Origin of the sequence: Streptomyces sp. NPDC048196 (assembly GCF_040652715.1) — a bacterium.
Lineage (GTDB): Bacteria > Actinomycetota > Actinomycetes > Streptomycetales > Streptomycetaceae > Streptomyces > Streptomyces siderophoricus.
Genome location: NZ_JBEZMM010000015.1, coordinates 47175 through 60069 on the forward strand (window position 1 = coordinate 47175; position 12895 = coordinate 60069).

Consider the following 12895-nt stretch of genomic DNA (forward strand, 5'->3'; position numbering starts at 1 on the left):
CGCTTCCCTCCCGGTCCCTCAGACGTCGATCTTGGACAGCCGGCGGATGAAGAAGAAGCCCAGCCCGTAGAGGACGAAGGCGACCACGACCGCGAGCTGGCCGAGGAACGAGGACGTCATGCGGTCGATGGCGCCGGGAGCGATGCGGTTCATCAGCAGCAGGGTGCCGACGCCGAGGAGCGGGACGACGTAGGCGGTGACGGTGACCTGGGAGAGCTGGGTGCGGACCTCGCGACGGGTCTCCTTGCGCTCCTCCAGCGTCGTGGTGAGGTTGCGCAGCGAGCCGACGACGGTGCCGCCGGCGCGGTTCGAGAGGACGAGGGTGGTGACGAGGACGACCAGTTCGCGGGAGGGCAGGCGTTCGGCGAGTTCGCCGAGGGCCTCGTCGATGGAGTGGCCGACGGCGAGCTTGGCCGCCACCTTGGCCAGTTCCTCGCCGGCCGGGGCCTCCAGTTCCTCGGCCGCCATCCCCAGGGCCGTGCGCAGCGCCAGCCCGGCCTGGGTGGCGTTGGCCAGGATCCGGGAGAGTTCGGGGAGCTGGTTGATGAACTTCTCGATGCGTTTCTGGCGCTGCCAGTTGAGGAACGCGAAGGCCGCCCAGACGGCGACCAGCGCGGCGATCGGCCCGAAGAAGGGCGCCAGGACGGCATGCGCGAGAAGCCAGAGGGCGACGACCGCGACGAGCATGCCGACGAAGAACTCGCCGGGGGTGACGTCCAGGCCGGTGGCGGCCAGCCGGAGTTCCAGGCGGCGGCCGAAGCGGGTGCCGCGCAGGGCGCGGTCCACGGACGGGAAGCGCCGGCGTTTCCCGGTCGCCGGCAGCCCGTGCTCGTCGGCGAGGCGGTCGACGACGGCCTGGCGCTGGGCCCGCCCGGCCGCGTAGCTGCGGACGCCTACGACGGCGAGCACCGCGCACAGCAGGGTGGCCCCGATGGTGAGCTGGACGAGGGGGGTCGTGGAGGCCGTGGTGGGCCCCCCGGCGGCGGTGGTCAGTGCCCAGCCGGTCATGAGGTGGCCTTCCGGGTGGCGAGTTGGTCGTCGGTGGCCGCCACCCCGAAGGCGGGCGGGGTGGGTTCGCTCGCCATGAAGAGGCGCTCGGCCACCCTTCGGGGCAACGGGAAGTAGCGGAAGCGGCCGTGCACGATCCGGTCGGCGCCCATCGGTTCGGCGTCGAACCGGCAGACCGTCGCGATCCGGTAGTCCTCGTGGCCGCGCGAGTCGAGGATGGCGATCTCGCTGATCCGGCGGGAGCCGTCGGCGTGCCGGGTGAGCTGGACGATGCAGTCGACGGCGCTGTTGATCTGGTCCCGCAGCGCCTCGAAAGGAATCTTCACGTCCGACATGGAGGCCAGCGTCTGCAGCCGCATCAGGGCGTCCTCGGCGCTGTTGGCGTGCACGGTGGCGAGCGAGCCGTCGTGGCCGGTGGACATCGCCTGGAGCATGTCGAGGGTCTCGCCGCCGCGCACCTCGCCGACGATGATGCGGTCGGGGCGCATGCGCAGGGAGTTGCGTACGAGGTCGCGGATGGTGATCCGGCCCTTGCCCTCCACGTTGGGCGGCCGGGCCTCCAGCCGGATGACGTGGGTCTGCTGGAGCTGGAGTTCGGCGGCGTCCTCGACGGTGATGATCCGCTCGCCCTCCGGGATGAGGCCGGAGAGGGCGTTGAGCAGGGTGGTCTTGCCCGCGCCGGTGGCACCGGAGACCACCACGTTGAACTTGGCGCGCACCAGCCCGGCCAACAGCATCAGCATCTGCTCGTCGAGCGTGCCCCGGCCGATGAGTTCGGCCAGGGTGTAGGCGCGCGGGAAGCGGCGGATGGTGAGGGTGGCGCCGTTCAGGGCGAGCGGCGGGATGATGACATTGACGCGCTCACCGGAGGGGAGGCGGGCGTCGACCATCGGATTGGACTCGTCGACGCGGCGGTTGACGGTGGAGACGATCCGCTCGATGGTCTGCATCAGCTGCTCGTGCGAGGCGAAGCGGACCGGGACGAGCTCGACCCGGCCGGCGCGTTCGACATAGACCTGGTCCGGCCCGTTGACCATGATCTCGGTGACCGAGGCGTCCTCCAGCAGCGGTTCCAGCACGCCCAGGCCCAGCGCCTCGTCGACCACCCGGCGGATCAGCTGGGCCCGTTCGGCGGTGGAGAGCACCGGGCCCTCGCGGCTGATGATGTGGCCGAGGACGCGCTCCAGCCGGGACCGGCGCTCGGCCGCGGCCAGCGAGGACATCTCGGCGAGGTCGATCTCCTCCAGCAGCTTGGCGCGGTAGGTGGCGACCAGGTGGCTGTCGTGGCGCGGCTCACCGGCCGGCTCGGGCGCGACGATCCGGGCTTTCAGACTCATCGCGGGGGTGCTCCTTCGTACGTGCTCGCTGCTGCCGCGCCCTGCGGGTCGGCGGGGCGGGGCATGGTGGCGCTGCGGCTGGCGGAGCCGAAGTCGTCGACGCCGGGGATGATCGAGGGGATGGTGACGCGTGCGGTCGCGCTGACCGCGTCGCCGCCCTCGCTGACGGAGATCGTCGCGCCCTTCGCGACCCAGCCGCTCATCGCGGCCCGGCCGGCGGACCGCGGATCGGTCTCCCGGTCGGCCCGGTCCATCGAGGCGGTACGGGCCGCGGCGCGCGCGCCGGTGCCGGCCTGCTGGACGGCGTAGGCCGCCAGGCCGAGCTGCACCACGGCCAGCGCGACGACCAGCAGGATCGGCAGGAAGCCGAGGAACTCGATGGAGGCCTGGCCCCGGTCGCGGCCGTGGCGGAGCCTTGGGGCGGGACCGCGGAACCCTCCTGGGGCCCCGGCGGCACGACGACGGGAAACGGACCCGCGGCGGCGCACCGTCCTCATCGGGTGTCCTCCTTCGCGGCGCCGGCCGAGCCGGTGATGTGCCCCGGGAAGCTGGCCACGCCGGGGAAGAGCACCGGGACGCTGATCCGGACGGTGGCCTTCCACAGGCCGGCCTCGGTGGTGCAGGAGGCCGAGGAACCCGCCTGCCAGGCGGGCGGCAGCTGGTCCTCGGCGGCGGTACGGCAGGCGCCCGCGCCGCCGTCCCGGGTGGCGGTGGCCGCCCGCGCGCCCCGGTCGGCGGCGTGCGCGGCGAGCGAGTAGCTGTACCCGACCAGCACGAACTGCCAGAGCAGCACCAGGACCAGCAGGATCAGCGGCAGCAGTCCCAGGAACTCCACGGAGACCTGTCCGCGGTCGTCGCCGCCCAGCGGGCGCCGCACCGCTCAGCCCTCCTCGTACGGGCCGGCCGGGTCGAACGGCCCGGGCCCGCCGGCCGCCGTCGCCTGGCCCCGCCGGACCCCGAACCGTCCGGCGCCCGACCCCGGTACCGACCCCGACGCGGCCCCGGAGGCCGTACCCGGACCCGTCCCGGAACCGGAAGCCGCCCCCGTCGTGAGCGCCTTGCGCTTGCGCCCCGTCAGCGACGGACGCGCCCGGTGGCTGCCCCGGCCCTGCCGCGCGGCCGGTGACTCGACCAGCCCCAGCTCCCCGGCGAGCGCCCAGAGCGCCTGCTTGACCGTCGACCGGGCGTCCAGGTCCTGCATCCGGCCGGCGTCCACACACGGCTGGAGCTCCTTGTACGCCGCCGGGACGTGCGCCCGGGCCGTCCGGGTGCCGGTGGCCTTGGCGACCACCGGCGGCTGGATCTCGGTGCTGCGGGTGAGCCGGTTGACGACCGTGGTGGTGTCCTCGGCCTTGCGGATCTGCAGCCGGTCCCACAGCCGCACCTGCCGCTTGGCGGCCCGTACGGCCACCACGTCCGGGGTGGTCACCAGCAGGGCGACGTCGGCGAGTTCGACGGCCGCGGCGTTCGCCGACTGCATCTGGGAGCCGCAGTCGACCACCACGACCTCGTAGCGGGAGCGCAGCGCGCCGAGGATCTGCCGGGCGGCCCGGTCGTCGACCTCCTCGCCGCGCTCGCCCTCCTCCGGCGCCAGCAGCAGCGCCAGGCCGGTGTGGTGGTCGTGCACCGCGTCCTGGAGGACCCGTACGGACAGGTCCTGGATGCCGGCCAGGTCTACGACCGAGCGGCGGAACTGGACGTCCAGGTAGGAGGCCACGTCCCCGGACTGCAGGTCGAGGTCCACCAGCGCGACGCTGCGGCCCGCGGCCCGGGCGGCCAGCGCCAGCTGGACGGCGGCGACGGTGGTGCCGACCCCGCCCTTGGCGCCGGTCACGGTCACCAGCCGGCCGGCCGGTCCGGGCCGGGCCTCCGGGTTTCCCCCCAGGTGCACCCGTACGCCGGCGGCCCACTGGGCGGCGGCCTGCACCCGGGCGGCCAACTCGTCGTAGCCGAGCGGCAGTCCGACGACGCCCCGGGCGCCGGCGTCCATCGCCGCGGAGAACAGCGCGGGCCCGGCGTCGGTGGTGATCAGTACGACGCCGACGGCGGGGAAGCGGAGCGCGATCTCACGGATCAGCTCCAGCGCCGGTGTCGGCCCGATCCGCTCGTGGACCAGGACGACCTCGGGCAGCGCCTCGACGGCGGGGCCCGGGCCGGTGTCCACGGCGGGCTGCGCCGCGGCTCCGGCCAGGGCGTCGAGCAGTGCGGTGCCGTCGGCGACCGCGGGCGCCGGTTCGGCGTCCGGCAGCTGGTTGAGCAGCGAGGTCACCGCGCGGGCGGCGTCCGGGTCGCCGATCGCCGGGAGGATGCGGATGGTCACCTGGGCCTCCGGGTCACTTGTCGCCGTCGAGGGTGTACGTGCGCTGGCTCGGCGGGATGGTGGCCTCGCTGCCGGGCGCGAGCAGCGCCAGCCGTACGTGGGAGGCGAACGACTCGGCGTACGCGACCCGCTGGGCGTCCTGGGTGTTGAGCGCGAAGGTGATCGGCACGGCCTCACCGGCCTGCCGGTTGGCCGCGTTCGTGTCGCCGGGGTCCTTGGCCTCCAGGGGCGTCAGCTTGCCGACGTCGATGACCTGGGCGCCGGACACGATCACCTTGGAGACCGGCTTGTCCTCGGGGCGCTTGCCCTCGAAGGTGGCGTAGATGTTCACCCGGGCCCCGGGGTTGATCTTGCCGGCCACACCGGTCGCGGCATCGATCATGATGGCGATCTCCTGCTGCCCGGCCTTCAGCGCCGGCCGCTCGACGATCATGTCGTCCTGGAGCAGCGACCCCTTCTTCAGCGGGGTCACCGCGATCTTGCCGCTGACCTGGTCCAGATCGGTCACGGCGGTGGGCGGCAGCCAGCGCTGCGGCATCTTCACCTTCTCGAACTGCCCCGGATCCAGCGCTTTATAGGCCGCGACGTCCGTCTTCAGCCGGTACGCGGTCTTCTCCGGACCGACCTTGGACTCGACGTTCCTGATCACCGACAGCACGCCGACGAACGCGCCGACCGCACAGAGAACCGACAGGAGCAGCAGGATCACTCCGCGGCGCTGGCGTGAGTTCATGGGGGAGGGACCTCGATCGGGACGGGGGTGGGGGCGGGAACGGGACGGGGACGGGGCGGGGCGGGGCGGGGCGGGAGCGGAACGGGGGGGCGGTCGGGTCGGCGCGGGTGGTTCGGCGGGTCGGTGGGTCAGTCGGCTCTGCGGGCCATTCGGAGGGCGGTTCGGAGGGGCGGATCAGGGGGCCGGATCGGTCGGGGTCAGCGGGCGCGGGCCACCGTCCGTGGGGCACCGGGGGTTCCGGGAACGTTCGGCGCGTCCGGTTCACCGGCGAAATCGGGGTGGCCGGGGAGGCACCGGCGGCCGGGGGCGGTGCGGGGGGCGTCGGTCGCGTACGGGTTGCCCGGGACGGGGCGGCCGGACCCGTAAGGGTTCCCCGGAACTCCCGCCCCGGGGACGCCGTTCGGGAGCTCCGGACCGCGGACGTCCACCTGCCCCGGTACGCGCCGGCCGGCGGGCGCACCGCCGTATCCGTCCGTCACCTCCGGCCCGCCGGGCACGCCCGACGGCGCCACCGGCGCCAACCCCCGCTCGCCCCACGGCGCGGACGGCGGCGGACCGGGCTGCGGTGCCGGGACGGCGGACGACGGGGCGGACGGGGTGGACGGGCCACAGGAAGGGTCGGGGGCGGGGGCCGGCGGGGCGGGCGCCTCCGTCGCGGGTCCCGGGGGCGCGGGCGCCTCGCCGGCCGGGTCGGGGGCCGGGAGCGCCTGCGGGCCGGGGCCCTGGGCCGAGAGCCGGTCCGCCGCCGGGTGCGGGGCGTTCGCCGTCCCGGCGGCCGTCTCCGCTCCAGTCCCCGCTCCCGGCCCGGCTATGGCCGCGGGGCCGCGCCCGGCCGGGCCGCCGCCTCGCGCCGAACGGTCCCTGGCCAGCGGGGCCGTGCAGAACGCGCACCGGTCGCCCAGCACCTCCAGCCCGCACCAGCCGCACTCCTCGCGCCGTACCGACGCGACCAGTTGGCGGAGGACCGCCGGGTCGGGGATGCCCGCGGCGAATTCGATCAGCTTCTGGGTGCCCCACCAGCGCGCGGACTCGGCGGGCAGCCGCACCTCGTACGCGCCCTGCACCTGCCAGGCCGGGGCGAGGGCGCCGGTGACCCAGTCCGTGGTGAGCTGGCCGCGGGCGACGGTGAGTTCGGTGGCGAACCCGGGCGGCCGCAGCCCGGCCTCGGTGGCGTGCCGGTCCAGGTGCACCAACTGCGGTGCGGGGTGGGCCAGGACGGCGAAGTGGGCGCCGGGCAACCAGGACTTCACATGGGCGCGCAGATCGACCTCGATGTGGTCCAGCCCGGTGACGCTGCCCAGCAGGGCACCGGCATGGAGGTAATGGCTCAGCAACCGGGCCGCGCTGGCCAGTACGCCGGGGCTGAAGTCGTACAGCGACAACTGCCGCAGCTGACGGGCCAGCAGGGCGACGCCCAGCGGCGGCAGGGACACCGGAACGATGGCGATCCGGTCGCTCTCCAGGACGGCGCGGAGGGTGTGCAGCCGCCGGATGTGCTCGGGCGGGCAGGCGGAGGAGTACAGCACGACCAGATGGCCGTGGTGTTCCAGCACCGCGCTGGTCTCCGTCAGCGCGTCGTCCAGGGGCATCAGGTGCGGGGCGGGCAGGACGACGGCGGCGGGTGTCCGCCGGTCGATGGGGGCACTCCCCCAGCTACCGCCGGGGGCACCCCCACCCTGCTCGAACGAAGTTGAGAGCAGGGGGGAGGGCAGCGTGAGGTCAGGGCTGGTGACTGCAATCGCGGTCGGCACGTCGCTCCCCCACTCCCTCCGGCCGCCGGGGGTCCCGGGACCGCGGATCGGCACAGCTCTGCGCCATCGGCGCCATACGCTCAGCACTTTATCCACAGAGATACGTCCCGGAGAACACGTTCTGGGCTACTCGTCATGACCATCGCGACGGCCGGCGGGACCACCGCCGCCATGACCCGCGCGATGACCTTCACGAGGACCACCGGCCGGCGGCAAACCCCGCATACCGTCCCGAACGGCGAGGACGGTAACTCCCGCTGTATGTACGGCCCTTGACAAGCACATTGGTCTGGACCACGTTGTACGACACGCACACCAGAGGCCCCTGAAAGCGCATCCGTACCACCCGTCTCACCTTCCCCACTTCCCCCACTCCCCCACACGGAGGCAGTCGTGGTTCGCGCACGATCAGCTGCGGTTCGCGCCCGGTCGGGCTCTCCCGGCCCCCGGCCAGGCTCTGTTGGCCCATGGTCAGGCTTGTTCGGCGTCCGGTCGGGTCCGGACGGACGCAAGGTCACAAGGAGGCTGCTCGCCGGGCTGGCCGCCGCGGTGCTGAGCTCGGCCGGCCTCGTCGCCGCCGGCACCGCCCGGGCCACGGAGGGGCACCCGGCCGCGACCGCCGCCCCGGCCGCCCGCTCCGCGGCGCACCCCGCCGCCGTCCCCGCCCACGCCCTCACCGGCTACTGGCAGAACTTCGACAACGGCGCCACGGTGCAGAAACTCAAGGACGTCGACGACGCCTACGACATCATCGCGGTGTCGTTCGCCGACGCCACCGACCGGCCCGGGGCCGTCACCTTCCACCTCGACCCGGCCGTCGGCTACGGCTCCGTCGACGACTTCAAGGCGGACATCAAGGCCAAGCAGGCGGCCGGCAAGTCGGTGATCATCTCGGTCGGCGGCGAAAAGGGGGCGATCTCGGTCAACGACGACGCCTCCGCCAAGAACTTCGCCGACTCGGTCGGCACGCTCATGGACGAGTACGGCTTCGACGGTGTCGACATCGACCTGGAGAACGGCCTCAACGCGACGTACCTGACCCAGGCCCTGAAGGCCGTGCACGCCGCGCACGGCGACGTCGTGGTGACCATGGCCCCGCAAACCGTCGACATGCAGTCACCGCAGAACGAGTACTTCAAGACGGCGCTCGGCATCAAGGACTTCCTGACCGCCGTCAACATGCAGTACTACAACAGCGGCGCCATGAACGGCTGTGACGGCAAGGTCTACGCCCAGGGCTCGGTGGACTTCCTGACCTCGCTCGCCTGCATCCAGCTCGAGAACGGCCTGGACCCGTCGCAGGTCGGCATCGGCGTCCCGGCGTCCGACCGTGCGGCCGGCAGCGGCCATGTCGCCCCGTCCGTCGTCAACGACGCACTCGACTGCCTGACCAAGGGCACCGGTTGCGGCTCGTTCAAGCCGTCGAAGCAGTACCCGGGGCTGCGCGGCGCGATGGCCTGGTCCACCAACTGGGACGCCGCCAACGGCAACGAGTTCGCCCACCAGGTGGGCGCCCACGTCCACGGCCTCCCGTAGGGAGGGCCGCCCGAAAGAGCTGCCAGGTCCCGCGCACACCGTGCCCGGGACCTGGCTCCGCTCCGTTCCGTCGGCCTGGCTCCGCTCCGTTCCGTCAGCGCCTGCGGCAGATCACTTCCGCACGCCCGCAGGCTTCGGCAGCGCACAGCCCGCCGCGCTCAGGTCCAGCTTGTTCCCGGCGCCGAAGCACTTGGGGATCCCGTAGGTCTCCTCGGCGTAGTTGGTGCCCTGGTGCACCGTGACGTTGCCGTTCTCGTCGACCTCGCACGGGTTGTTGACGGTGCACTTCTCGCCGTCCTCATTGCCCGTGTTGTTGATCGCCGCGACCTTGCCCGTCGTGGTGTCGACCACGGGCGAACCGGACGTGCCACCTATGGTCTTGCACTCGGGGGTGTAACGGACCGAGTCCTTCCAGGTCCACTCGCCCTCCTTGAGGGTGGGCACGAACCCGTCGATGCTGCAGGTGTAGATCTTCTTCCAGTAGCCGGAGACCACACTGATCCCGGCACCCTTGGCCGGGTGCTCGGTGGCCAGTTCCAGCGGCTTGATCCCGTACTTCTGCTCGATCTGGGCGTACGTGGAGCCGGTCTGGTAGATCGTGACGTCGGTGTCGGTCATCGTCGCGTAGGCGACCTTGGTGGCCCTGATGGTGCCCACGCCGCGCGCCGACCTGTCGAGCAGGGTGAAGCTGCGGCTGGACCGCTGGTCGACGATCACCTCGCCCGCGCCCGGCATACCGCTTTCCAGACAGTGGCCGTTGGACATCACCAGGGCCGGGTCGTTCGCCTGCGAGGTGGGCATCCGCACCACCGAGCCGGAGCAGTTGCTCAGCGCCACGGTGCCGGCGAAGTTGACCGCCTTGGTCCGGTACTGCCCGTGGTGCGACGCCGCCCGCTCGGGCGCTGCCTGCGCCGTCGGGACGGTGCCCACCAGGGCTGCGGCTCCCAGCACGGCCGTGGCCAGGGTGCCGACGAGAGGTCTGTTCATGTGGGGGTCCTCTCAGCTCTGTCACCGAGAGCCCGCACGAACCCTCGGTTTTGTCGTGCGCATTGTCAGCGCCACACCCCACGGGGGCAACCAATCCACCGAAATCGATGGGAAGTTGACGGCCACGGCAGCCGCCCAGAGCCCTCTCACCCTCGCCACATCTGGCCGTCCCGCGCCTTGACCCGCCCATGCCAACCCCAAACACTGGCGGCGTCGCTTCGACTCACACCCCACAGGAGACCGCATGCGACCACGGATACGCGGCGGACGGTCGACCGTCCTCGCCGCGCTGCTCTCCCTCGCGCTCGCCGCCCCGATCACCGCCGCACAGGCCCTGGACTCTCCGGCCGGGGCCGCCGCCGGTGCCACGGCGACGGGTGGCGCGGACCGGACGGACCCCGAACGGCAGCCCCATCAGTACGAGGTGACCGGGCCGGCCACGCCCGCGGCCCGTACCGCGCTCGCGGCGACCGGTGTCAGCATCGACGAGGTGCACGCCCGGTCCGTCGTCATCACCGCCGACCGGGCCCAGGCCGGCGCGCTACGGCAACTCGGCTACCGGGTAAGGCAGTTGCCCGACCTTCCGGCGGCCGACCCGGCCACGCCGGCCGCTCCGGGTACCCGCGTCAAGGACTTCCCGCCCGGCTACACCGGCTACCACACCTACGCCGAGGCCACGAAGGAGATCGACACGCTCGTCGCCAAATACCCGGCGATCCTGTCGAGGCAGGTCATCGGCAAGTCCCACGAGGGCCGCGACATCCTCGCCCTCAAGCTCAGCAAGAACGTCACCAAGGACGAGAACGAACCCGAGGTCCTCTTCACGGCCCACCAGCACGCCCGGGAACACCTCACCGTCGAGATGGCCCTCTATCTGCTGAACGAGCTGACCTCGAAGTACGGTTCGGATCCGCGGGTCACCAAGATCCTGGACTCCCGCGAGATCTGGATCGTGCCGGACCTGAACCCGGACGGGGGCGAGTACGACATCGCTTCCGGGTCGTTCCGCAGCTGGCGGAAGAATCGGCAGCCCAACGCCGGGAGCAGCGAGGTCGGCACCGACCTCAACCGCAACTGGGACTTCAAGTGGGGTTGCTGCGACGGCTCCTCGGACGACCCGGGCGACGAGACCTACCGCGGGGCCTCCCCCGCCTCCGCCCCCGAGGTGCAGGTCGTCTCGAAGTTCGTGCGCAGCCGCGTGGTCGGCGGTGCGCAGCAGATCAAGGCCGCCATCGACTTCCACACGTACAGCGAACTCGTCCTGTGGCCCTTCGGGTTCACCAACGACCCCACCGGTCCCGGCATGACCCAGGACGAGCACGACACCTTCGCCACGCTCGGCAAGAAGATGGCCGCCACCAACGGCTACACGCCGGAGCAGTCCAGCGAGCTCTACATCACCGACGGTGCCATCGACGACTGGCTGTGGGGGGACCAGAAGGTCTTCGCGTACACCTTCGAGATGTATCCGTCCTCGGGCCACGGCGGTTTCTATCCGAAGGACTCGGTGATCGCGAAGGAGACCGCACGCAATCGTGAGGCGGTGCTCCAGTTCCTGGAGACCTCGGACTGCGTCTACCGCGTGATCGGCAAGGAAGGGCAGTACTGCAAGGGCAGGTGAGCCGGAACACGCGAGTGAAGGCACGGGCCGCCGCGGCGCTGCGGGGATGCCGGGAGGCGGCGGCCCGTGCCCTTCACACCAGCAGGCTCACCAGCGCCGCCACCGCGAACCCCGCGACCGACAGGACGGATTCCAGCACCGTCCAGGTCTTCAGCGTGTCGCGTTCGGTGATGCCGAAGTACTTGCTGACCATCCAGAAACCGCCGTCGTTCACATGCGAGGCGAAGATCGAGCCGGCCGAGATGGCCATGATGACGAGTGCGGCGAAGGGCTGCGAGTGGTGGCCCGCCTCGATCAGCGGCCAGACGATGCCGGCGGTGGTGACGATGGCGACGGTCGCCGAGCCCTGGGCCACGCGCAGGACGAGGGAGATCAGGTACGCCAGGACGATCACCGGCAGGCCGATGCCCTTGAAGGTGTCGGAGAGGGCCTGGGCGATGCCGCTGCCCTTGAGGACCGCGCCGAAGATCCCGCCCGCGCCGACGACCAGCAGGATGTTGCCGACCGGCTTCAGGGAGGCGGTGGACACCGTCTCCAGGGACTTGCGGGACCAGCCGCGGCGGATGCCGAGCAGGTAGTACGCGAGCAGCAGCGCGAGGGTCAGGGCGACGAAGGGGTGGCCGAAGAACTCGATGACCGAGCGGGCAGTGGAGCGCCCGAGCGCGATCGAGGAGAAGGTGGCCAGCAGGATCAGGACGAGCGGGGTGCCGATGATGGCGAGGACGGTGCCGAGCGGGACCGGCTTCTCCGTCGGCGTGACGCCGGCCTTCCGCTGTTCCTCGGCGAGTGCGGCCTTCGCCTCCTGTGCGGCCTCGGCCATGTCCTGCGGTACGGGCACGAAGATCCGCCTGCCGATCCAGGCGGCCCAGCCCCAGGCGGCGAGCACGGCGGGGATGCCGCAGACGATGCCCATGAGGATGACCCAGCCGAGGTCGACATGGAGCAGGCCCGCCGCCGCCACCGGGCCCGGGTGCGGGGGCAGGAAGGCGTGGGTCATGGACAGGCCGGCGAGCAGCGGCATGCAGTAGAGGACGATCGACCTGCCACCCCGCTTGGCGGCCGCGTAGACGATCGGTGCGAGGACGAAGATGCCGACGTCGAAGAAGACCGGGATGCCGAAGATCAGGCCGGTCAGGCCCATGGCGAGCGGCGCCCGCCGTTCGCCGAAGAGGTGGAGCAGGCGGGCGGCCAACACCTCGGCGCCGCCGGAGACTTCGAGCACCGCCCCGAGCATGGTGCCGAGGCCGATGATGATCGCGACGTGGCCGAGGGTGCCGCCCATGCCGGACTCGATGAGCGAGACGGCGTCGGACTTCTGGACGGTGCCGAAGAGTTCGGTGACGGAGAGACCGGCGCCGAGGCCGACGGCTATCGAGACCGCCAGGAGGGCCACGAACGGCTGGAGCCGGACCTTGATGATCAGGAAGAGCAGCAGCACGATGCCGAGCGCGGCGACGGTCAGCAGTCCGGCGGTGCCGCCGAGGAGCGGGAGGATGCCGCCGGTGTGGGGTGGGGCGGGGGGCGGTGCGGGGGCGGCCGCGAGCGGGGCGAACGGGGACATCGTTGACCTCGTAAGTGCATGAGACTTTCAGGGCAGGAGGG

At 72.1% G+C, this 12895-nt stretch carries 12 protein-coding genes; 3 read left to right on the forward strand and 9 right to left on the reverse strand.

The window, feature by feature from the left end; genetic code table 11:
- Positions 1-18: 18 nt before the first annotated feature.
- The 7 genes from AB0E02_RS17580 to AB0E02_RS17610 form a co-directional block, all read right to left on the reverse strand.
- Positions 19-1008, reverse strand: a complete 990-nt coding sequence (locus AB0E02_RS17580; protein WP_362140157.1) for a type II secretion system F family protein — start codon at positions 1006-1008, stop codon at positions 19-21.
- The gene (locus AB0E02_RS17585; RefSeq protein ID WP_351540755.1) at positions 1005-2345 is read right to left on the reverse strand and encodes a CpaF family protein; all 1341 of its coding nucleotides are present in this window, start codon (positions 2343-2345) and stop codon (positions 1005-1007) included. Before AB0E02_RS17585 ends, AB0E02_RS17580 begins: the two co-directional genes overlap by 4 nt.
- Positions 2342-2842, reverse strand: coding sequence for a TadE family protein (locus AB0E02_RS17590; RefSeq protein WP_362140161.1), 501 nt, complete (start codon positions 2840-2842; stop codon positions 2342-2344). Before AB0E02_RS17590 ends, AB0E02_RS17585 begins: the two co-directional genes overlap by 4 nt.
- The gene (locus AB0E02_RS17595; protein ID WP_362140164.1) at positions 2839-3222 is read right to left on the reverse strand and encodes a TadE/TadG family type IV pilus assembly protein; all 384 of its coding nucleotides are present in this window, start codon (positions 3220-3222) and stop codon (positions 2839-2841) included. Before AB0E02_RS17595 ends, AB0E02_RS17590 begins: the two co-directional genes overlap by 4 nt.
- Positions 3223-3225: 3 nt before the next feature.
- On the reverse strand, positions 3226-4665 hold the full coding sequence (locus tag AB0E02_RS17600; RefSeq protein ID WP_362140166.1) for an AAA family ATPase: 1440 nt from the start codon (positions 4663-4665) through the stop codon (positions 3226-3228).
- Positions 4666-4678: 13 nt separating this feature from the next.
- Positions 4679-5398, reverse strand: coding sequence for a Flp pilus assembly protein CpaB (gene cpaB / locus AB0E02_RS17605; protein WP_310722664.1), 720 nt, complete (start codon positions 5396-5398; stop codon positions 4679-4681).
- Between the two features lie 197 nt (positions 5399-5595).
- Positions 5596-7149, reverse strand: coding sequence for a hypothetical protein (locus AB0E02_RS17610; protein ID WP_362140169.1), 1554 nt, complete (start codon positions 7147-7149; stop codon positions 5596-5598).
- 135 nt (positions 7150-7284) lie between these two features.
- Here AB0E02_RS17610 and AB0E02_RS17615 point away from each other — a divergent pair, with 135 nt between their 5' ends.
- Together AB0E02_RS17615 and AB0E02_RS17620 are read left to right on the forward strand one after the other, a co-directional pair.
- The gene (locus AB0E02_RS17615; RefSeq protein WP_362140172.1) at positions 7285-7425 is read left to right on the forward strand and encodes a hypothetical protein; all 141 of its coding nucleotides are present in this window, start codon (positions 7285-7287) and stop codon (positions 7423-7425) included.
- Between the two features lie 201 nt (positions 7426-7626).
- Entirely contained in the window at positions 7627-8685 is a 1059-nt protein-coding gene (locus AB0E02_RS17620; protein WP_362140175.1) for a chitinase, read from the forward strand.
- 111 nt (positions 8686-8796) lie between these two features.
- Here the strand turns inward: AB0E02_RS17620 and AB0E02_RS17625 are convergent, their stop codons facing one another.
- On the reverse strand, positions 8797-9672 hold the full coding sequence (locus AB0E02_RS17625; RefSeq protein WP_362140177.1) for a serine protease: 876 nt from the start codon (positions 9670-9672) through the stop codon (positions 8797-8799).
- Between the two features lie 244 nt (positions 9673-9916).
- Here AB0E02_RS17625 and AB0E02_RS17630 point away from each other — a divergent pair, with 244 nt between their 5' ends.
- Positions 9917-11293: a M14 family metallopeptidase gene (locus AB0E02_RS17630; RefSeq protein ID WP_362140180.1), complete on the forward strand. Its 1377-nt coding sequence runs from the start codon at positions 9917-9919 to the stop codon at positions 11291-11293.
- A 73-nt stretch (positions 11294-11366) separates the two neighbouring features.
- Here the strand turns inward: AB0E02_RS17630 and AB0E02_RS17635 are convergent, their stop codons facing one another.
- Positions 11367-12854, reverse strand: coding sequence for a gluconate:H+ symporter (locus tag AB0E02_RS17635; RefSeq protein WP_362140183.1), 1488 nt, complete (start codon positions 12852-12854; stop codon positions 11367-11369).
- Between the last annotated feature and the right edge of the window lie 41 nt (positions 12855-12895).

Coding starts and splice junctions, on each gene's coding strand:
- AB0E02_RS17580 (WP_362140157.1), bottom strand. CDS start 1,008: ATGACCGGCTGGGCACTGACCACCGCCGCCGGGGGGCCCACCACGGCC.
- AB0E02_RS17590 (WP_362140161.1), bottom strand. CDS start 2,842: ATGAGGACGGTGCGCCGCCGCGGGTCCGTTTCCCGTCGTCGTGCCGCC.
- AB0E02_RS17635 (WP_362140183.1), bottom strand. CDS start 12,854: ATGTCCCCGTTCGCCCCGCTCGCGGCCGCCCCCGCACCGCCCCCCGCC.
- AB0E02_RS17585 (WP_351540755.1), bottom strand. CDS start 2,345: ATGAGTCTGAAAGCCCGGATCGTCGCGCCCGAGCCGGCCGGTGAGCCG.
- AB0E02_RS17625 (WP_362140177.1), bottom strand. CDS start 9,672: ATGAACAGACCTCTCGTCGGCACCCTGGCCACGGCCGTGCTGGGAGCC.
- AB0E02_RS17615 (WP_362140172.1), top strand. CDS start 7,285: ATGACCATCGCGACGGCCGGCGGGACCACCGCCGCCATGACCCGCGCG.
- AB0E02_RS17630 (WP_362140180.1), top strand. CDS start 9,917: ATGCGACCACGGATACGCGGCGGACGGTCGACCGTCCTCGCCGCGCTG.
- cpaB (WP_310722664.1), bottom strand. CDS start 5,398: ATGAACTCACGCCAGCGCCGCGGAGTGATCCTGCTGCTCCTGTCGGTT.